Source organism: Kitasatospora sp. NPDC096128, from assembly GCF_040303105.1.
Taxonomy (GTDB): Bacteria; Actinomycetota; Actinomycetes; order Streptomycetales; family Streptomycetaceae; genus Kitasatospora.
This window is the reverse complement of the sequence record NZ_JBEOSP010000008.1, coordinates 39,937-58,689: the sequence shown is the minus strand read 5'-3', so window position 1 is coordinate 58,689 and position 18,753 is coordinate 39,937. Positions and strand designations below refer to the sequence as shown.

Genomic DNA, 18,753 nt, shown 5'->3' with positions numbered 1-18,753 from the left:
GCACGGCGGCGGCCGGCAGGTGCCGGCTCAGGCCGTGACGGCGTCCTCCGCGCGGATCGGCAGCCGGCCGACCGGCAGGCCGGTGGCGGCCCGGACGGCGGCGGCGACGGCCGAGGGGGCGACCACCGCGGGCACGGCACTGACCGCCTTGGCCCCGAAGGTGGCGACCACGTCCCGCTCCTCCAGCAGCGCGGCGATCCGCACCTCCGGGGTGTCCAGCGAGGTCGGCAGCCGGTAGCCGGTGAGCGAGGGGTTGCCCAGCACCCCGCCCGTGGTCTGCAGGTCCTCCATCAGCGCCAGGCCCACGCCCTGGGCCACGCCCGCCTCGATCCGGTCCTCGATCTGGCGCGGGTTCAGCGCCCGGCCGACGTCCTGGGCGACGGTCATCTCGACCACCCGGACGGCCCCCAGCTCGATGTCCACGTCCACCACCGCGCGCATCGCGCAGAAGGAGATGGAGACGAAGGCGTCGCCGTGCCCGGACTCGTCCAGCGGCTCGGTCGGGTGCGGGCGGCACTGCGCGGTGGCCCAGAGCTCCTTGCCCTCCAGCGCCTCCGCGACCGGCATGCCGAGCACCCCGTCGTAGGAGGTGATCTTGCCGTCGGCGATCTGCAGCAGCTCCACCGACATCCCGAAGTTGGCCGCGATCGGCTGCAGGAGCTGGTGGCGCACCATCAGCGCGGCCCGCTCGACGGCGCCGCCGGAGACCCAGGTGTGCCGGCCCCGGGCGGCGGGCCCGGCGATCGACTGGTCGCTGTCGGCCGGCGCGATGTAGACCTCGCTGACGCCCAGCACGGTCTGCACGATCTGCCGGGCCAGCGTGGCGAAGCCCTGCCCGGCGTCGACGGCCGCGCAGATCACCGTGGCGTGGTCGCCGCTGACCCGCACCGTGGCGGTGGAGACCTCGTCCTCGCCCTCGGCGCCCAGCATGTGCACCATGCCGACGGCGTAGCCGATCCCGCGCCGCACCGCGGCCGGGTCCCCGGCCCCGCCCGGACCGCCCGGCAGCAGCCACTCGGCGTCCGGGTCGTCCACCGGCAGGGCCGGCAGCGGCTCGGCGGCCACCGCGTCCAGCAGGGCCTTCACCGGGGCCGGGCAGGTGACGGCCTGTCCGGTGGGCAGCGGGTCGCCGGTGGACATCGCGTTGCGGCGGCGGATCTCCACCGGGTCCACGCCCACCCGGGCGGCCAGCTGGTCCAGCTGCGACTCGTACGCGAAGCAGGCCTGGAGCGCGCCCTCGCCCCGCATCCGCCCGGCGGGCGGGTTGTTGGTGCGCACCGCCCAGGCGTCCACGAACACGTTCGGGCAGACGTAGGGACCGACCGAGAAGGCCGTCGCGGCGGCCAGCGCCTCGGCGGAGACGTCCGCGTAGGCACCGCCGTCCAGCAGGATCTGCGCCTCCACCTTCACCAGGGTGCCGTCGGCGTCGGCGTGGTGGCGGTAGCGCAGCAGCGCGGGGTGGCGCGAGGTGTGGGTGTGGAAGGACTCCTCGCGGGTGAGGGTCATCTTCACCGGGCGGCCGGTGCGCAGCGCCAGCAGTGCCAGGGTGACCTGGAAGGAGAGGTCCTCGCGGTCGGTGGTGGCGCCGGGCACGCCGGTGACCACCAGGCGGACCCGGTCCGGCTCCAGGCCCAGGCAGGCGGCGGTGCGGTCGCGGTCGCCGTGCGGGTCGGTGGAGGACAGGTGCAGCTCGACGCCGCCGTCCGGGCGCGGCACGGCCAGCCCGGCTTCGGCGCCGAGCGGCGCCGGGTCCTGCCGGCCGACCTGGTAGAGGCCCTCGACGATGATCTCGCCGGCCGCGTCCGGGTCCCCGGTGCGCAGCGGCAGGTGGCGGAACAGGTTGCCGTCCGGGTGCAGCGCCGGCGCGGTGAAGGACTGCTCGGGGTCGGTGACCGCCTCCAGCGGCTCGTAGTCGACCGCGATCAGGCCGACGGCCAGCCGGGCGGTGTCGGGGTGGTCGGCGGCGACCGCGGCGATCGGCTCGCCGTGGTGGCGCACCACCCCGGCGGCCAGCACCGGGCGGTCGGCGACGATCGGGCCGGCCGGGGCGCCGTCCGGCAGGCCGTCCGGGCCGGGCGGCAGGTCGGCGGCGGTGACCACGGCGTGCACCCCGGGCAGGGCGAGCGCGGCCGAGGTGTCGATGCCGCGGATCCGGGCGTGCGGGTGCGGCGAGCGCAGCACCGCGCCCCACAGCAGCCCCTCGGCCCACAGGTCGGCCGCGTACGGGTAGATGCCGAGCGCCTTGGGCAGCGCGTCGCTGCGCAGCGGGGAGCTGCCGAGGCCGAACGGCTCCGGTGCGGCGCCGCCCTCGCCGGCGCCCTCGCCGGCGTCCTGCTGGAGTGCTGCGCCGATGTCGGTAGGCGACGTCATGATGCGTGGTCGTCCTCGGGGAGCCGGATGCCGTGGGCGGGGGTGGCGCCGTAGGGGACGCCGGTCGGGACGCCGGCCTCGGCCGGGGCGCCGTGCGGGTCCGTGTACGGGGTGCCGTGCGGGGGCGTGCCGTCGTGGGCGGCGCCGGGCAGCGGGGTGCCGTGCGCGGGGGTCGGCTCGTAGACCGGGGCGTCGTAGCCGGTGTCGTAGCCGGTGCCGTAGCCGGTGCCGTAGCCGGGGTGCTGCTGCTGGTGGCCGTCCGGGTGGCCGGCCGGCACGTAGGTGCCGTGCGCCGGGGTGGCCTGGTAGGACTGCTCGGGGTAGCCCTGCGGCGGGTAGTAGACCTGGTCGTCGGCGGCCTGGGCGGGGATGCCGGGCTGCATCCCGGTCGGCGCGGAGGTGTCGTACACGCCGGTGTCGTAGCCCGCGTCGCCGTACGGCTGCTCGGCCGGGGCCGGCACCGGGGCCCGGGCGGGCTCGACGGGCGGCTGCGGGACGTGCTCGATCCAGGCGTCGGCGTCGGTGTAGACCGGCGGTTCGACGACGGGCTCCGGCTCCGCCGCGGCGGGCCGGCCGGCGGACACGGCCTCGGCGGCCGGTTCGGCGGTGCTCGCCACGGCGGCCGCGGCGGCGGCCTCCTCGGCCTCCTCGACCTCCATCGCCCGGGCGTCCGCGACGGTCTGGACGGCGGCCAGCACGCCGCGGTAGCCGGTGCAGCGGCACAGGTTGCCGCACAGCGCCTGCCGGGCCTCGACCTCGGTGGGCCGGTGGTTGCGCTGGAGCAGGTCGTGCACGGCCATCGCCATGCCGGGGGTGCAGTAGCCGCACTGCACGGCGCCGGAGGCGGCCAGCGCCTGCTGGACGTCGCTCGCGCCGCCGCCGGCCGACAGGCCCTCGACGGTGTTGATCTCGCTGTCGGCGGCCAGCGCGGCGGGCACCAGGCAGCCGGCCACCAGCTGGCCGTCGACCTGCACCGAGCAGGCCCCGCACTCGCCCTGCTCGCAGCCGTCCTTGGCGCCGGCCAGGCCGAGCCGCTCGCGCAGTACGTAGAGCAGGCTCTCGCCGATCCAGGCGTCGGTGACGGGCCGTTCGAAACCGTTGACCCGCAGCGTGTAGGAGGCGCACGGGCGCAGCTCCCGGCTGACCTGCGGGGCGAGGCCGAGCGGGTCGGCGTCGAGGGTCTCGATGGGGTCTGTGGTCACTTCAGCGCCCTTCCCAGTGCCCGTCGGGCCAGCACCGATACGGTACGCCGGAGCCGAACGGCCGCCGCGGTCGGCCCCTCGGTCACGGCCTCCCAGGCGCCCTCGGCGCCGTAGTTGTCGGGGACGCAGGCGGCGGCGACGTACTCGCCGAAGGCGGCGCCCGCGGCCGGGTCGATCTCCCGGCTGCCGTCCCAGTCGATGCAGCCGGCCACCCAGGCCTCGGCCTCCAGCGGGCGCAGCGGCACCGGGGCGACGGCCCCGACGGCGCAGCGCACGGCGCGCCGGGCCGGGTCGAGGACGAGCGCGACGGAGGCGGTGGCGCGGGCCGGGCCGCTGCGGCCGGTGGCCTTGAGGAAGACCTGGGGGGCGTGCAGCAGCGGGACCCGCACCCAGGTGAGCAGTTCGCCGGGGCGCACCGGGTCGAGGCCGGTGAGCAGGTGACTGACCGGCACCTCGCGGCTGGCGCCGGCCCGGGCCAGGGTGACGCTGGCCTCCAGGGCGGCGAGCACCGGGAGGGTGTCGCCGGCCGGGGCGGCGGTGACGATGTTGCCGCCGAGGGTGCCGACGTTGCGGACCTGCGGCGGGCCGGCGGTGCGGGCGGCGTCGGCGAGGGCGGGGATGAGCGCGGCGAAGTCGGGGCGGTCCATCCGGGCGTGGGTGAGTCCGGCGCCGAGCACGGCGGTGCCGCCGTCCTCGTAGCGCCAGCCGCGCAGTTCGGTGATCCGGCCGAGGCCGACCAGGGCGGCGGGGCGCAGCCGTCCGGCGTTGACGGCTTCCATGAGGTCGGTGGCTCCGGCCACCGGTACCGCGGCCGGGGCGGCGGCCAGCGCGTCCACGGCCTCGTCGAGCGAGGCCGGCAGCATGATCGTCCGGTTCACCTGGGTCCCACCGTGCTCCACTTGCTCATCGATCGCCTGCCGCCCGCGGCCGTGGCCGCACTGTCCGCGTCAGCAGCCCGGCCTGGCCGTAGGGTACGGGCGATCGGGCCGGGTTGGGCAACTCTGGCACACAATGCTCGATGATCATTTCGGGACCGGTGAACGGGACTGCCCGATTGGGACGGATACCGGACGGTATCTGCCCCGACCCGAACAGGGCCGGGACAGATGTTCATCTCTTCTTGACGTCAGATGACCGTCCATAAGTTCCCGACGGACACATCAGCGCACCGCCCGCACCGCCCGCACCGCCTCAGCGCACCGGCGGCGGCCCCTCGATCGGCCGCCCCGCCACCCCCGGCCGGCGCTGCCAGGGGTGCGGCCCGTCGGCCGGGCGGTACTCGACCCCCAGCGCGTCCAGCACCGCCAGGTGGCCGCGCAGCCGCCGCTCGAAGTCCGCGTAGTCGCGCTCGGCCGGCACGGTCGGCAGCGCGGACCAGGCGACCTCGGCGAAGGCGACCAGCCGGGGGAAGACCCGGTAGTCGATGTCCCGGGCACTGTCCGTGAACTCGCTCCACAGGTTGGCCTGGGTGCCGATGACGTGCCGGGCCGCGTCCCCGTCCAGCTGCTCCGGCACGGGCTCGAAGCGGTAGACGTCCTCCAGCGTGCGCACGAAGCCGACCGGGATCGGCTCGTCCGGACCGTCCGCCTGCCGGTGGTCGAAGTAGACGTGCTGCTCGGGGCACATCACCACGTCGTGCCCGGCCCTCGCCGCCGCGATCCCGCCCCCGAAGCCCCGCCAGGAGGAGACCGCCGCCCCCGGGGCGAGCCCGCCCTCCAGGATCTCGTCCCAGCCGATCAGCCGGCGGCCTCGCCCGGCCAGCCAGCGGTCGAAGTGCCGGATCAGGTGGCTCTGCAGCTCGTCCTCGTTGGCCAGGCCGAGCTCGCGGATCCGGGCCTGGGCGGCGGCGCTGTCCTTCCACTGCTCCTTGGGGCACTCGTCACCGCCGAGGTGGATGAACTCGGAGGGGAACAGCTCCAGGACCTCCTCCAGCACCCCCTCGAAGAAGCGCAGGGTCTCCTCGGAGGCGTTGAGCACGTGGTGGCTCACCCCCCAGTCCGTCCAGACGCCGAGCGCGGCGGTGTCCACCACGTCGGTGTTGCCCAGCTCGGGGTAGGCGGCGACGGCGGCCTGGGTGTGGCCGGGCAGGTCGATCTCCGGGACGACGGTGATCCCGCGCGCGGCCGCGTAGGCGACGATCTCGCGCAGGTCGTCCTGGGTGTAGTAGCCGCCGTGCGGGCGGTCGTCCCGGCGCTGCCCGGACCGGTAGCCGACCATCGAGCGCTCCCGCCAGGCGCCGCGCCCGGTGAGCCTCGGGTAGCGCTTGATCTCCACCCGCCAGCCCTGGTCGTCGGTCAGGTGCAGGTGCAGCACGTTGAGCTTGTGCGCGGCCAGCAGGTCGACGAAGCGCAGCACGTCCGCCTTGGGCAGGAAGTGCCGGGCGACGTCGAGCAGCGCGCCGCGCCAGCCGAACCGGGGCGCGTCCGCGATGTCCGCGCCCGGCAGCACCCAGCCCTCGCCGCGCAGCGGGGCGCGGCGGTAGGCGTCGGGCCCGAGCAGTTGCCGCAGGGTCTGGGCCGCCCACAGGGCGCCGGCCGGGCCGCCCGCGGCGAGCAGGGCGTGGCCGGGGCGCACCGTGATCCGGTACGCCTCGGCGGCCAGGGTGTCGTCCAGGACCAGTTCGACGCCGGTGCCCGGCCGGCCCGGGGCGAGCGGCAGGCCGGTGGCGGCGGTCAGCGTGCCGCGCAGCCACCGCTCGGCGTCGGCCAGCCCGGGCGGCGCGGTCAGCGTGGTGGCGGCGTCGAGCGGGAAGTCCTCGCCCAGGCGCCGGACGGCACTCGAAGGTGCGGGAATGAGGTCCATTCCGACATCCTGCCCAGGCCCGGAACGATTGGCATAGACCACTTCGGAAACGCGGTGCTATGCAAAACGGCGTTCCGCGAACGGCGGACTACTTGTCCTTGTCCCCGTCGCCGCCCTGCGGCTTGCCGATGCCGTCGTAGATCTCCTTGCACATCGGGCAGACCGGGTACTTCTTCGGGTCGCGCCCGGGCACCCACACCTTGCCGCACAGCGCCACGACGGGGGACCCGGAGAGCGCGCTCTCCATGATCTTGTCCTTCTGGACGTAGTGCGCGAAGCGCTCGTGGTCGCCGTCCCCGTTGGACACCTGCGGGACGGGCTCGACCAGGGTGCCGGTGCCGAGGCCGCGCTCGGGCTCAAGAGTGCTCATGGGTGCCAAGTCTATGGGCGCCCCCGGAAACCGGGCCAGTGTCGCGCCGCGGCCCGGGTTTCCGGGGGCGTCGGCACGGGGCCCGGTAGGGGCGGGCCCTAGTTCATCGTGGGGTCGTCCGGGTAGGTCGCCAGCAGGGCCAGCGGGCCGCGCTGGCGGCGCAGCACCGAGCGCCACAGCCGCTCCGGCTCGGGGCTGGAGACGTCTCCGGGCTCGCAGTCCACCAGGTACCAGGCGCCGCTCTCCAGCTCCGCCTCCAGCTGGCCCGGCGACCAGCCGGCGTACCCGGCGAAGATCCGCAGGCTCCCCAGCTCCCCGGCCAGCACCTCGGGCGGTGCCTCCAGGTCGACCAGGCCGATCGCGCCGTGCACCCGGCGCCAGCCGAGCGGCTCGCCGCTGCCCGGCTCCCCCGGCGCGACCGCCAGGCCGAGCGCCGAGTCCAGCGCCACCGGCCCGCCCTGGAAGACCACCGCGGGCTGCCCGACGAGTCTGCCCCAGCCGTCCAGCACACTGCCCACCTCGACCGGGGTCGGCCGGTTGAGCACCACGCCGAGCGCCCCCTCGGTGTCGTGGTCGAGGAGCAGTACCACCGCCCGGGCGAAGTTCGGGTCGGCGAGCACGGGCGTCGCGACGAGCAGACGGCCGGTGTGCGACCGGCCTCCGTACGAATGGGCCGCCGTCATGCCACACATGATCCCGCAGAACGGCACCGGTCGGACACCGCAACACCCGAAACCCCGCCACGCCGGACGAACACCCGTACGGCCGTACCGGCGGGCGGGAGCGGGGCCGGAGAGAGCACCATCACGGGAGAGGCAGACGGGAACCACCGGGACGCCCACTACCATCTACGGATGGTGGACGCCCCTCTACGGTGCCGACTCGGATTCTCCGGGGGCCCGAACGCGCCCGTACGCCCGTACCACCGGTCCACCTGCGGCTCCGTCACCGGAGCCGTTCCCACTCCTCTGGCACCCCGGATTGCGAGAACGATGACCGACGACGTCCTGCTGGTCCACGGCGGAAACCCGCTCGAAGGCGAGATCCGCGTCCGCGGAGCGAAGAACCTGGTCCCCAAGGCCATGGTCGCCGCCCTCCTCGGCCAGGGCCCCAGCAGACTGCGCAACGTCCCGGACATCCGCGACGTCAAGGTGGTCCGCGGCCTGCTGCAGCTCCACGGCGTGACCGTGCGCGCCGGCGACGAGGACGGCGAGCTGATCCTCGACCCCTCGCACGTCGAGAGCGCCAACGTCGCCGACATCGACGCCCACGCCGGCTCCTCGCGGATCCCGATCCTGTTCTGCGGCCCGCTGCTGCACCGCCTCGGCCACGCCTTCATCCCGGGCCTGGGCGGCTGCGACATCGGCGGCCGCCCGGTCGACTTCCACTTCGAGGTGCTGCGCCAGTTCGGCGCCAGCATCGAGAAGCACCCGCAGGGCACCTACCTGGTCGCCCCGCAGCGGCTGCGCGGCACCAAGATCGAGCTGCCCTACCCCTCGGTCGGCGCGACCGAGCAGGTGCTGCTCACCGCCGTCCTCGCCGAGGGCGTCACCGAGCTGCGCAACGCGGCCATCGAGCCGGAGATCGTCGACCTGATCTGCGTGCTGCAGAAGATGGGCGCGATCATCACCCTGGGCACCGACCGCACCATCCTGATCACCGGTGTGGACGAGCTGAACGGCTACAACCACCGGGCCCTCCCGGACCGCCTGGAGGCCGCCTCCTGGGCCTGCGCGGCGCTCGCCACCAAGGGGGACATCTACGTCCGCGGCGCCCGCCAGCTGGAGATGATGACCTTCCTCAACACCTTCCGGAAGGTCGGCGGCGCCTTCGAGGTGGACGACGAGGGCATCCGCTTCTGGCACCCGGGCGGCGAGCTCAAGGCGATCGCCCTGGAGACGGACGTGCACCCGGGCTTCCAGACCGACTGGCAGCAGCCGCTGGTGGTCGCGCTGACCCAGGCCACCGGCCTGTCCATCGTCCACGAGACGGTGTACGAGTCGCGCCTGGGCTTCACCGGCGCGCTCAACCAGATGGGCGCCCACATCCAGCTCTACCGCGAGTGCCTGGGCGGCACCCCGTGCCGCTTCGGGGCGCGCAACTTCCTGCACTCCGCGGTGGTCTCCGGCCCGTCCAAGCTGATGGGCGCCGAGCTGGTCATCCCTGACCTGCGCGGCGGCTTCTCGTACCTGATCGCGGCGCTGGCGGCCGAGGGCACCTCGACCGTGCACGGCATCGACCTGATCAACCGCGGCTACGAGAACTTCATGGAGAAGCTGCGGGACCTCGGCGCCCACGTCGAGCTGCCCAGCGAGCAGCTGGTCGACGCGTAACGACCGCGCACACGGCGAGAGGCCGGGCTCCCCGCGGGGAGCCCGGCCTCTCGGGCGTTCAAGGGTGGATCAGGCGCCCTTGGCGGCTTCCTTCAGCTTGGAGCCGGCGCTCACCTTGGCGCTGTAGCCGGCCGCGATCTGGATCGGCTCACCGGTCTGCGGGTTGCGGGCGGTGCGGGCAGCGCGGTGGGTGCGCTCGAAGGTCAGGAAACCGGGAATGGTGACCTTCTCGTCGCCCTTGGCGACGACCTCGCCGACGATCTCGGCGAAGGCGGCCAGAACGGCGTCGGCGTCCTTGCGGGTCACCTCGGCGCGCTCGGACAGCGCGGCCACCAGCTCACTGCGGTTCATGTGTACTCCTGTGGTCTGTTCGCTTGCGGTGTGCGGGGGCCCATCGGTGCTCCCACCGGGGGGCACCCGGATGGGCCGCAGGTCCGCACACTGTGCTCATGCAAGGCAATGCGTGGTCGCAGGCCGGGTCCGCACCCGATGCCGCGCGCTGGAGCCGTCGAAAAGGCCCGCCCGCCTGCCTGGGAACGAATCCTGCCCCGACCGGCCCCGAGAAAGCCAATCGGGCCCCGGCCGAGCCACCCGAACATCGCCCGTCCGTCGGAGGTGTGACGCTCCGTCGGCTCCGGCGGACCGGACGAGGGCGGCGGTCGGGACGACGCGCCGGAAGACCAGGGGGACGTTCCGTACTTGTCGGACACGCCTGCCCCGTGCAGGGCTACCGTACGCCCTAGGCACGACAAGCCCAAACACGCCCCTCGCCCTTGTGTCGCAAGGGTTCGGGGCGGGCTTGGGCGGGTATGGCCGCTAATCGGACATTTGACCGAACGGCGACGCGGCGCCGGGCCGGACCCGAGGGGGCCCGGCCGGGGCCCTCAGAGCTTGACGGTGGGGAAGGCCGAGGTGTCCAGGGTGCCGACGATGCCGGGGGTCGGACGGGACGGCGTCGCGGGCTCCTGGGCGTCGGCCAGGGCCGCCTCGCGCACCGCGGCGGCGACGGTCTTGGCGACGTCCTTGTGGAAGACGCTCGGGATGATGTAGTTGGCGTTCAGCTCGTCGTCGGCGACGGTGGTGGCCAGCGCGCGGGCCGCGGCGATCATCATCTCGGTGTTGACCGTGCGGCTCTGGGCGTCCAGCAGGCCGCGGAAGACACCCGGGAAGACCAGCACGTTGTTGATCTGGTTCGGGAAGTCGCTGCGGCCGGTGGCGACCACGGCGGCGGTGTGCCGGGCCACGGCCGGGTCGACCTCCGGGTCCGGGTTGGCCAGCGCGAAGACGATCGACTGCTCCGCCATGGTGGCCAGGTCGTCGCCGTCCAGGACGTTCGGGGCCGAGACGCCGATGAAGACGTCCGCGCCCGCCACGGCCTCCTTGAGGCTGCCGGTGCGGCCCGAGCGGTTGGTGTGCTCGGCGATCCAGCGCAGGCTGTCGTTGAGGTCCTCACGGCCCAGGTGGACCACGCCGTGCACGTCGGCGACGGTGGCGTGCTCGACACCGGCGGCGAGCAGCAGCTTGAGGATCGCGGTACCGGCGGCGCCGGCGCCCGACATCACCACCCGGATGTCGCCGATCTCCTTGCCGACCACCTTCAGCGCGTTGGTGAGGGCGGCCAGCACCACGATCGCGGTGCCGTGCTGGTCGTCGTGGAAGACCGGGATGTCCAGGGCCTCGCGCAGCCGGGCCTCGATCTCGAAGCAGCGCGGCGCGGAGATGTCCTCCAGGTTGATGCCCGCGAAGCCGGGGGCGATCGCCTTGACGATGGCGACGATCTCGTCGCTGTCCTGGGTGTCCAGGCAGATCGGCCAGGCGTCGATCCCGGCGAAGCGCTTGAACAGGGCCGCCTTGCCCTCCATGACGGGCAGCGCGGCCGCCGGGCCGATGTTGCCCAGGCCCAGCACCGCCGAGCCGTCGGTGACCACGGCGACGCTGTTGCGCTTGATGGTCAGGCGGCGGGCGTCCTCGGGGTTCTCGGCGATCGCCATGCAGACCCGGGCCACGCCCGGGGTGTAGATCATGCTCAGGTCGTCACGGTTGCGGATCGGCAGCTTCGAGGACATCTCGATCTTGCCGCCGAGGTGCATCAGGAAGGTGCGGTCCGAGACCTTGCCGATCGACACGCCGTCGATCGCCCGGAGCTTCTCGACGATCTCCTCGCCGTGCGCCACCGAGGAGGCCGCGACGGTCACGTCGATCCGCAGCGCCTCCAGGCCGGAGGCGGTGACGTCGAGACCGGTCACCGATCCGCCGGAGGACTCCACTGCCGTGGTGATCGCACTGACCGCGTTGCCGCGGGCCGGGACCTCCAGTCGCACCGTGATCGAGTTGGAGACACTGGGCACCGTCGCCATCGACGCTTCCTTCTTCCGTCTGTCCCGCAGGCTCAACATTTTGTTGAAGGCATCGCCTGCGCATGCTAGACCTCGATCGTCGCACCTTCCAAGGGATTGCCAGAAATAACGTTCATTGAGTGTGCGGATCCGACAAGCCGACCGCGTCGCCCACAGTCTCGGGGCGCACACTCCTTGCCTCTCCCGGCCGATGCGTTACATTGGACGGGACACCGGCTCGATCCAAGCCCCCGGGCCCAACCTTCGTCCCTCAGAGGGACCACTTGCCGCGAGGCGAGCATGGCGGGTCGGTGTCGTAAACGTCCGAAGGCCCCTCACCACCGGTGAGGGGCCTTCTTCGTGGGTGCGTCAGCCGTGCAGCAGCGCGGGCACGCCGGCCGCGTCCGGCAGGTCGTCAGGGCCGGACAGCACGGTCAGCCGCTGGGTCGCCCGGGTGAGCGCCACGTAGAGCACCCGCAGGCCCGCCTCCGACTCGCCGGCGATGCCGGTCGGGTCGGCGACCACCGTCGCGTCGTACTCCAGGCCCTTCGCCTCCAGGCTGCCCAGCACCACCGCGCGCTCGCCCAGGCCCTCGGCCCAGCCGGCCGCCTCGGCCCGCCGGTCCATCGGCACCACGATCGCCACGGTGCCGTCCACCTCGCCCAGCAGCCGCTCCAGCTCGCCCCGGGCGGCCTTGCCGAAGGCCTCCGGCGAGGGGTCGGTGACGGCCGCGAAGCGCGGCTCCACGCCCACGTGGCGCACCGCGCTCGGCGAGGGCGTGCCCGGCGCGGCCAGCGCCAGCACCTTGGCCGCGACCTCGGCGATCTCGGCCGGGTTGCGGTAGTTGACGGTCAGCGTGAAGCGGCGGCGCGGCTTGCCGGCCAGCACCTCGTCCAGCGCCGCCTGGGCCTCCTGGGGGAACGGCCAGGAGGACTGCGCCGGGTCGCCCACGATGGTCCAGGTGGCCATCCGGGACCGCCGGCCGATCATCCGCCACTGCATCGGGGTGAGGTCCTGGGCCTCGTCCACGATGACGTGCGCGTACTCCTTGCGCTCCACCGGCTGGCGCTCGCGCTGGCGGGAGTTGCGGTCGGCGAAGGTGGTGACCTCCTCCAGGCCGCTCAGCAGGTCCACCGCGTCCACCTCGCGGACCTTCGGACGGGCGGGCTCGCCCAGCAGCACCTGCAACTCGTCCACCAGCGCCACGTCGTGCGCGGACAGCTCGCCCTCGCCCCGCGGCGACAGGTGGCGCCAGGAGGCGGCCAGCAGCCTGGCCTCGTCCGGGGTCACGGCGCGGCGGGCGATCCGGTTGGTGTGCCGGGTCTGCTTGAGCGTGCCGAGCACCTGGCGCGGGGTCAGCGCCGGCCACCAGGCGTCCAGGAAGTCCAGGAACGACGACTCGTCCGAGACGTAGTCGTCGAAGGACTCCTTCTCCTCCTGGCGCTGCTCCCGGGCGTAGTGGTCGGTGGGCCTGGGCAGGTGCCTGGTGGCCTCCTGCCACAGGGCGTCCAGCAGCAGCCGGCGGGCGCGCGGGCGCAGCAGGTTCAGCGGGGTGCCGCCGGAGCCCACCACGTTGCCGCGGACGGCCTTGAGCCGGCCCGCGTCCAGCTTCAGCACCTCGCCGCGGGCGACCACCTTGAGCTCCTGCGGGGCGCCCAGCTCCAGCGCCGCCCGGGCGGCCCGGCGAAGCAGGTGGACCATCCGGGCCGAGCCCTTGACCCGGGCCGCCTCCGGGGCGTCGTAGGTGCCCGCCTCGATGCCGTCCACCAGCGAGCCGACCGCGCGGATCGCGACCTGGCCCTCCTCCCCCAGCGAGGGCAGCACGCCCTCGGTGTAGGAGACCAGCAGCGCGGTGGGCGAGACCACCAGGATGCCCCCGGCGTAGCGGCGGCGGTCCTGGTAGAGCAGGTACGCGGCGCGGTGCAGAGCGACGGCGGTCTTGCCGGTGCCGGGGCCGCCGGTGACGAGCGTGGCCCCGGCCGCGGCGGCCCGGATCACCTCGTCCTGCTCCTTCTGGATGGAGGAGACGATGTCCCGCATGGAGTGGCTGCGGGCGCGGCCGAGCGAGGCCATCAGCGCGCCGTCACCGACCACGGCCAGCTCCCGGCCGCCCAGGGTCGGGGTGAGATCGGGGCGCAGCAGGTCGTCCTCGACGCCGATCACCTTGCGGCCCTTGGAGCGGATCACCCGGCGGCGGATCACCCGGCCGGGCTCCACCGGGGTGGCGCGGTAGAACGGCGCGGCGGCCGGGGCCCGCCAGTCGATCACCAGCGGGCCGTACTCGGCGTCCAGCACGCCGAGGCGGCCGATGTGGAGGGTCTCGGCGACGGCCGGGTCGGCCGGGTCGAGCGGGGTGTTCGAGGGGATGCCGTGTTCCTCCGGGGCATCGGCCTGCTGGAGGTCGATCCGGCCGAAGAGGAAGTCCTCGAACTCGTTGTTGAGCCGCTGGAGGTGCGCGCCGGCCCGGTAGACCTGGGCGTCGCGCTCGGCGAGGGCGCCGGGAGTGCCGACCTGGACCCGCTTGGCGGCGTCCTCCAGGATGTACTCCGCCTCGGCGAGCTTCTCCTCCAACCGGTGGTAGACGGTGTCGAGGTGCTGCTGCTCACCGGCGATCTCACGTGCCCGGACGGTCTCGTGATCGGCGGTGGGGGTGGTGTCCGTGTTGCTCTGCATGGCCTCGGTGGTTGCGACGGAATCCGGCTCCGGAAAACGAGCGGACGGATGATCCTACGCCGCGACCCCCCGCACGCGCTGCTCCGGAACGTACAAAATCCGAAGGCCGCCCTCCGCATCAGCGGTGGACGGCCTTCGGTGTGAACATGGGGTGGTGGAGATGCCGGGAATCGAACCCGGGTCCAGTGGAGTTAATTCAGGGCTTCTCCGAGCGCAGTCCGCTGTGATTTTCTCGGCCCTGGCAGTCACGCGGACAAGCCGCCAACAGGCCCAGCTGCTGTTTGATTTCCCATCCGCCCTCGCAGCCCGGGCGGACGGTTGAGTTCCCTAGATTATGCCAGGGTCCGGGTCGGGAACTCCCCGGTCTGACACCCAAGCGCTATCGGTGCTTATTAGGCAGCGAGAGCGAACTGCTGGGAATCGCGCTTAGAGTTGGCGATTATTTTTTTGCGACACGTGGTTAACGAGATCATTGCCGCGTTCCTCGGCTCGCTTCCCCTGTTTCAACATCCCCTGTCGAAACCGATCATCCCCATGTTTTTTTGAGAAACAGCTCGGACGGTGACCGTCCGTGTTGCTGACGCCATAGTACGCGAGGCGACGGGCGAGGGTCCAGCGGATTAACCCTGGCGCCGTCGGGCCGCCGCCACGGCACGCGCCGTCTCGCGGGTGTCCTGCTTCTCCCGCAGCGTCTGGCGCTTGTCGTACAGCTTCTTGCCGACCGCCAGCGCGAGTTCGAGCTTGACCCGGCCGTCCTTGAAGTACAGGGACAGCGGGACCAGGGTGTGGCCCGCGTCGCGGACCTTGGTCTCGATCTTCTGGATCTCCATCCTGTGCAGCAGCAGCTTGCGCTTGCGCCGGGCCGCGTGATTGGTCCACGTCCCCTGGGTGTACTCGGGGATGAAGACGTTGTCGATCCAGGCCTCGCGGTTCTGGATGTAGGCGTAGCCGTCGACCAGGTTGGCCCGCCCCTCGCGCAGCGACTTGACCTCGGTGCCGGTGAGTACGAGGCCGCACTCGTAGGTGTCGAGGATCGTGTACTCGTGTCGCGCCTTCTTGTTCTGCGCGATCAGCTTGTGTCCGGTTTCCTTTGCCATAGCGCGGCCATTCTCGCACTTCGACGCCGGGTCGGGCAGCCGCTTTAACGCCCGGCGGCCGGGTCAGGTCCGGGTGCCGAGCCCGGCCAGGACGCGCAGGGCGAGGGCGTCGGCGTCCTCGCCCGCGGCGGCCGGGACGTCCGGGGTCAGGCCGGTGCCGTCCAGGGAGCGTCCGGCCGGGGTGTAGTAGCGGCCGACCGTCAGCTCCAGCACCGCTCCGTCGGCGAGCCTGCTGGGCTGCTGGACGGTGCCCTTGCCGAAAGTCCGGGCGCCCACCACCACGGCGCGGCTGCGGTCCTGGAGGGCTCCGGCGAGCAGCTCGGCGGCGCTCATCGTGCCGCCGTCCACCAGCACCACCAGCGGGGTGCGCCGGTCACCGCCCGGCGGGGCGGTCAACTCCCGCTTCTCGCCGCGCTCCTGGTACGAGCCGACGGCGCCGCCGTCCAGGAAGCTCCCGGCGGTGCCGACCGCCTCGTCCAGCAACCCGCCGGAGTTGCCGCGCAGATCCAGCACCACACCGGTGTGCGGGGCGCGCAGCGCGGCGCGCACCTGGTCGGCCACGCCGCTGGTGAAGGCCCGGACGGTGATCCGCAGCACGCCGCCGTCCAGGTGCTCCGCGGTGACCTGCCGGCTGTCCAGCAGCACCCGCCGCAGCCGCAGTTCGCGCACCTCGCCGCCGTCGCGCTGGACGGCCAGGGTGACCTCGGAGCCGGCCCGGCGCTCGTCGCCCTGCCCGCGCAGCCGGGCGACCACCTCGGTGACCGGCAGCCGGTCGGCCTGGTCGCGGTCGATCCGCAGCAGCCGGTCGCCGGGGGCGATCCCGGCCTCGGCGGCCGGTCCGGCCGGGGTGACCTGGGAGACGGCGGTGACGCCGTCCTCGCCGCGGCCGACCGACAGGCCGACCCCGGGGTAGCGGCCGTCCAGGCCCTGGCTGAACTCGGCGTACTCCTGGGCGCTGTAGTACGCGCCCCAGCGGTCGCCGCCGGCCGCCAGCAGGTGCTCGGCCTGCTGCTCGGACAGCGCGGCGCCCGCCGGGTCCGCCGGGGGCCCGGCGGCGGCCGGCGCGACGTCGGCGGAGGCGCGGCGCGGCGGGTCGCCCGGGTCACCCCAGGCGCCGGTCGCGGCCCCGGCCAGCAGCACGGCACCGAACACCAGGCTGAGGGCGGCCACCTGACGCGCCCCGCGCGGAGTTTGCAGCATGGCACCGGAGTGTAGACACCGCTCCGCGGGCGGCGGGCCGGAACGGGGGAGCGCGGAACGACGACGGCCCCGTACGGCGCAGTGCCGTACGGGGCCGAAGCGACTTCCGGGGATCAGACCTTGAGGTACTTGCGCAGCGTGAAGAACGCCGCGATGCCGGCCATGCCCATACCGACCACGACCAGCAGCGGGATCACCGCCAGCACCGAGCCGAGGCCGATGAAGTGGATGAACTGCACCCGGTCGGCCAGCCAGCCCTGGACGAAGAAGTGCCCGCCGACCAGCAGGCCGGAGGCCAGCGCCGCACCGAGCAGCGCGGAGAACGCGGCCTCGGCGATGAACGGCATCTGGACGTAGAAGTTCGAGGCGCCGACCAGGCGCATGATGCCGGTCTCGCGCCGCCTGCTGTACGCCGACACCCGGACGGTGTTGACGATCAGCAGCAACGCGACGAACAGCATCAACACCATGATCACGAACGCCGCCGTCTGCAGGCCGTTGAGCAGGCCGAACAGGTTCTCCAGGATCTTCCGCTGGTCCTCGACCGATTTGACGCCGGGCTTGCCCGCGAAGGCGCTCTGGATGACGTCGTACTTGGTCGGGTCGTTGAGCTTCACCCGCCAGGACTGCGGCATGGCGTCCGGGCCCAGGACGGAGATGAGCGGGTTGTCCGGGTTCATGTCCTTCCAGTGCTTGTACGCCTCTGCGGAGCTCTCGTACGTGGACGACTGGACGACCGAACTCATCTTGTCCAGCTGGTCCTTGATGTCCTGGACCTGCTGGTCGGTGGCCGCGCCCTTGTCGCACTGCGGCGAGTTGCGGGCATCCGCCTTGGTACAGAAGTAGATGCTCACCTCGACCTTGTCGTACCAGTACCCCTTCATGGAGTTCACCTGGTCGCGGACCAGGAGCGAGGAACCGGCGAGGGCGAGGGAGAGCGCGACGCTGACCACGACCGCGATGGTCATGGTCAGGTTGCGTCGGAGACCCACACCGATCTCCGACAGGACGAACTGGGCACGCATGCGGGAAACAACTCCAGGGTCGGTACTGCGTGGTCGGACGGGCCGGGCCTGCGGCCCTACGGGTCAGCGCCGGTCGGTCAGTGCTGGTACCCGTAGACGCCGCGGGCCTGGTCGCGGACGAGCAGCCCCTTGTCGAGTTCGATGACCCGCTTGCGCATCTGGTCGACGATGGCCTGGTCGTGGGTGGCCATCAGCACCGTGGTGCCGGTGCGGTTGATCCGGTCGAGCAGCTTCATGATGCCGACCGAGTTCTGCGGGTCCAGGTTTCCGGTGGGCTCGTCCGCGATGAGCAGCATCGGGCGGTTCACGAAGGCCCGGGCGATCGCGACACGCTGCTGCTCACCACCGGACAGCTCGCCCGGCATCCGGTCCTCCTTGCCGCCGAGACCGACCAGCTCCAGCACCTCGGGCACCACCTTGTTGATGGCGCTCTTGGGCTTGCCGATCACCTCCAGCGCGAAGGCGACGTTCTGCGCGACCGTCTTGTTCGGCAGCAGGCGGAAGTCCTGGAAGACGGTGCCCAGCTGGCGGCGCATGTGCGGCACCTTCCAGTTGGACAGCTTGCCGAGGTCCTTGCCCAGCACGTGCACCGCGCCCGTGGAGGGACGCTCCTCGCGCAGGCACAGGCGCAGGAAGGTGGACTTGCCCGAGCCGGACGAGCCGACCAGGAAGACGAACTCACCCTTCTCGATCTCCAGCGAGACGTTGTCCAGGGCGGGACGGTTCTGCTTGGGATAGGTCTTGGAGACGTTGTCGAATCTGATCACGGCTGCATCACGGAGGCCATCCTAGGCGGCGCCAGTCCTCGGTCGGTCCGCCCCGGAGGCCGGGTCCGGGGGCGGGCGATGGGAGCGCGGAGGGCCGCTCCCGGTCTGGGACCATACGCGAACCGGCGGTCGGCCCGCAGGGACAGCCCAGGACGGACTTCGGAATCTGGGGGAGAATGTCCGGTTGTGCCCCGATAATTGCGAGCCATCTCACAGCCCGGGAGCCGGAACGGCCAGAACCTGGCAGAGTGGAGGTGGCGGCCGTGTCCGGCCGCTCCCCCGTACAGGGCAGACTCCCCCGTACAGGTAAGAAGAGGGAACCAAAGCCCCGTCCGGTGCGTTGGCTGTAGCAGCGAGGAGGAGATCGCATGACCTGCGACCATCTGGTGTGCGCCAACTGCAACGGCCGCGTCAGCGACGGGCGTTGCCCGGTGTGCCGCGCCAACCGGGCCCGGCTGCAGGAGCAGCAGGGGCCGTTCGCCGCGCTCTCCCCCGCGTTGCTGCTGGCCCTGCTGGCCGGGCTGCTCGCGGTGGCGCTGATCGCGCGGCAGGCGCTGGCCTGAGGATTCCGCGGTACG

Annotated in this window: 15 protein-coding genes and 1 other RNA gene; 2 read left to right on the top strand and 14 right to left on the bottom strand. The window is 72.8% G+C overall.

All coding sequences use genetic code 11. From position 1 onward, the window contains the following. Positions 1 to 27: 27 nt before the first annotated feature. The 6 genes from ABTY61_RS11505 to ABTY61_RS11480 all read right to left on the bottom strand — a co-directional run bounded on the left by ABTY61_RS11505 (position 28) and on the right by ABTY61_RS11480 (position 7,436). Positions 28 to 2,370 carry a xanthine dehydrogenase family protein molybdopterin-binding subunit gene (locus tag ABTY61_RS11505; protein WP_350504747.1) on the bottom strand — a complete coding sequence of 781 codons (2,343 nt, stop codon included), beginning with the start codon at positions 2,368 to 2,370 and terminating at the stop codon, positions 28 to 30. Then, positions 2,367 to 3,572 carry a (2Fe-2S)-binding protein gene (locus ABTY61_RS41970; protein ID WP_502895273.1) on the bottom strand — a complete coding sequence of 402 codons (1,206 nt, stop codon included), beginning with the start codon at positions 3,570 to 3,572 and terminating at the stop codon, positions 2,367 to 2,369. The genes ABTY61_RS11505 and ABTY61_RS41970 overlap by 4 nt, the downstream gene beginning before the upstream one ends. Next, positions 3,569 to 4,435 (bottom strand): FAD binding domain-containing protein, encoded by an 867-nt coding sequence (locus ABTY61_RS11495; RefSeq protein WP_223242080.1) that lies wholly within the window; start codon positions 4,433 to 4,435, stop codon positions 3,569 to 3,571. The genes ABTY61_RS41970 and ABTY61_RS11495 overlap by 4 nt, the downstream gene beginning before the upstream one ends. A 328-nt stretch (positions 4,436 to 4,763) precedes the next feature. Further along, a complete protein-coding gene (locus ABTY61_RS11490; RefSeq protein ID WP_350504746.1) occupies positions 4,764 to 6,374 on the bottom strand; it encodes a beta-N-acetylhexosaminidase in 1,611 nt (536 codons plus the stop codon). An 88-nt stretch (positions 6,375 to 6,462) separates the two neighbouring features. Next, positions 6,463 to 6,744 carry a DUF3039 domain-containing protein gene (locus ABTY61_RS11485; RefSeq protein ID WP_350504745.1) on the bottom strand — a complete coding sequence of 94 codons (282 nt, stop codon included), beginning with the start codon at positions 6,742 to 6,744 and terminating at the stop codon, positions 6,463 to 6,465. A 98-nt stretch (positions 6,745 to 6,842) separates the two neighbouring features. Further along, complete coding sequence (locus ABTY61_RS11480) at positions 6,843 to 7,436, bottom strand: YqgE/AlgH family protein (RefSeq protein ID WP_502895272.1); 594 nt, start codon at positions 7,434 to 7,436, stop codon at positions 6,843 to 6,845. 300 nt (positions 7,437 to 7,736) lie between these two features. Here ABTY61_RS11480 and murA point away from each other — a divergent pair, with 300 nt between their 5' ends. Continuing rightward, positions 7,737 to 9,077, top strand: coding sequence for a UDP-N-acetylglucosamine 1-carboxyvinyltransferase (murA, locus tag ABTY61_RS11475; RefSeq protein WP_350504743.1), 1,341 nt, complete (start codon positions 7,737 to 7,739; stop codon positions 9,075 to 9,077). 69 nt (positions 9,078 to 9,146) lie between these two features. On the opposite strand, the gene ABTY61_RS11470 is transcribed toward murA, so the two are convergent. From ABTY61_RS11470 to ftsE, 8 genes are all read right to left on the bottom strand, one after another. Beyond that, positions 9,147 to 9,428 carry an HU family DNA-binding protein gene (locus ABTY61_RS11470; protein ID WP_030059737.1) on the bottom strand — a complete coding sequence of 94 codons (282 nt, stop codon included), beginning with the start codon at positions 9,426 to 9,428 and terminating at the stop codon, positions 9,147 to 9,149. 533 nt (positions 9,429 to 9,961) lie between these two features. Next, positions 9,962 to 11,434: an NAD-dependent malic enzyme gene (locus ABTY61_RS11465; RefSeq protein WP_350504742.1), complete on the bottom strand. Its 1,473-nt coding sequence runs from the start codon at positions 11,432 to 11,434 to the stop codon at positions 9,962 to 9,964. 348 nt (positions 11,435 to 11,782) lie between these two features. Continuing rightward, the gene (locus ABTY61_RS11460) at positions 11,783 to 14,086 is read right to left on the bottom strand and encodes a HelD family protein (protein WP_350504741.1); all 2,304 of its coding nucleotides are present in this window, start codon (positions 14,084 to 14,086) and stop codon (positions 11,783 to 11,785) included. Between the two features lie 152 nt (positions 14,087 to 14,238). Next, positions 14,239 to 14,620: a transfer-messenger RNA gene (ssrA, locus tag ABTY61_RS11455) on the bottom strand. Between the two features lie 86 nt (positions 14,621 to 14,706). Continuing rightward, the gene (gene smpB, locus ABTY61_RS11450) at positions 14,707 to 15,183 is read right to left on the bottom strand and encodes an SsrA-binding protein SmpB (protein WP_350504740.1); all 477 of its coding nucleotides are present in this window, start codon (positions 15,181 to 15,183) and stop codon (positions 14,707 to 14,709) included. 63 nt (positions 15,184 to 15,246) lie between these two features. Beyond that, positions 15,247 to 16,383 carry a S41 family peptidase gene (locus ABTY61_RS11445; RefSeq protein WP_350504739.1) on the bottom strand — a complete coding sequence of 379 codons (1,137 nt, stop codon included), beginning with the start codon at positions 16,381 to 16,383 and terminating at the stop codon, positions 15,247 to 15,249. Positions 16,384 to 16,496: 113 nt separating this feature from the next. Further along, a complete protein-coding gene (ftsX, locus tag ABTY61_RS11440; RefSeq protein ID WP_350504738.1) occupies positions 16,497 to 17,408 on the bottom strand; it encodes a permease-like cell division protein FtsX in 912 nt (303 codons plus the stop codon). 77 nt (positions 17,409 to 17,485) lie between these two features. Continuing rightward, positions 17,486 to 18,175 (bottom strand): cell division ATP-binding protein FtsE, encoded by a 690-nt coding sequence (gene ftsE / locus ABTY61_RS11435; RefSeq protein ID WP_030059730.1) that lies wholly within the window; start codon positions 18,173 to 18,175, stop codon positions 17,486 to 17,488. A 368-nt stretch (positions 18,176 to 18,543) separates the two neighbouring features. Between ftsE and ABTY61_RS11430 the strand changes: the two genes are divergently transcribed. Then, positions 18,544 to 18,738 (top strand): hypothetical protein, encoded by a 195-nt coding sequence (locus tag ABTY61_RS11430; protein ID WP_097237691.1) that lies wholly within the window; start codon positions 18,544 to 18,546, stop codon positions 18,736 to 18,738. Positions 18,739 to 18,753: the final 15 nt, after the last annotated feature.

Bases quoted from the DNA above. Each gene is read 5' to 3' on its own strand.
- ABTY61_RS11505 (WP_350504747.1), bottom strand. From the start codon at position 2,370: ATGACGTCGCCTACCGACATCGGCGCAGCACTCCAGCAGGACGCCGGC.
- ABTY61_RS11495 (WP_223242080.1), bottom strand. From the start codon at position 4,435: ATGCTGCCGGCCTCGCTCGACGAGGCCGTGGACGCGCTGGCCGCCGCC.
- ABTY61_RS11490 (WP_350504746.1), bottom strand. From the start codon at position 6,374: ATGGACCTCATTCCCGCACCTTCGAGTGCCGTCCGGCGCCTGGGCGAG.
- ABTY61_RS11485 (WP_350504745.1), bottom strand. From the start codon at position 6,744: ATGAGCACTCTTGAGCCCGAGCGCGGCCTCGGCACCGGCACCCTGGTC.
- ABTY61_RS11480 (WP_502895272.1), bottom strand. From the start codon at position 7,436: ATGTGTGGCATGACGGCGGCCCATTCGTACGGAGGCCGGTCGCACACC.
- murA (WP_350504743.1), top strand. From the start codon at position 7,737: ATGACCGACGACGTCCTGCTGGTCCACGGCGGAAACCCGCTCGAAGGC.
- ABTY61_RS11470 (WP_030059737.1), bottom strand. From the start codon at position 9,428: ATGAACCGCAGTGAGCTGGTGGCCGCGCTGTCCGAGCGCGCCGAGGTG.
- ABTY61_RS11465 (WP_350504742.1), bottom strand. From the start codon at position 11,434: ATGGCGACGGTGCCCAGTGTCTCCAACTCGATCACGGTGCGACTGGAG.
- ABTY61_RS11460 (WP_350504741.1), bottom strand. From the start codon at position 14,086: ATGCAGAGCAACACGGACACCACCCCCACCGCCGATCACGAGACCGTC.
- smpB (WP_350504740.1), bottom strand. From the start codon at position 15,183: ATGGCAAAGGAAACCGGACACAAGCTGATCGCGCAGAACAAGAAGGCG.
- ABTY61_RS11445 (WP_350504739.1), bottom strand. From the start codon at position 16,383: ATGCTGCAAACTCCGCGCGGGGCGCGTCAGGTGGCCGCCCTCAGCCTG.
- ftsX (WP_350504738.1), bottom strand. From the start codon at position 17,408: ATGCGTGCCCAGTTCGTCCTGTCGGAGATCGGTGTGGGTCTCCGACGC.
- ABTY61_RS11430 (WP_097237691.1), top strand. From the start codon at position 18,544: ATGACCTGCGACCATCTGGTGTGCGCCAACTGCAACGGCCGCGTCAGC.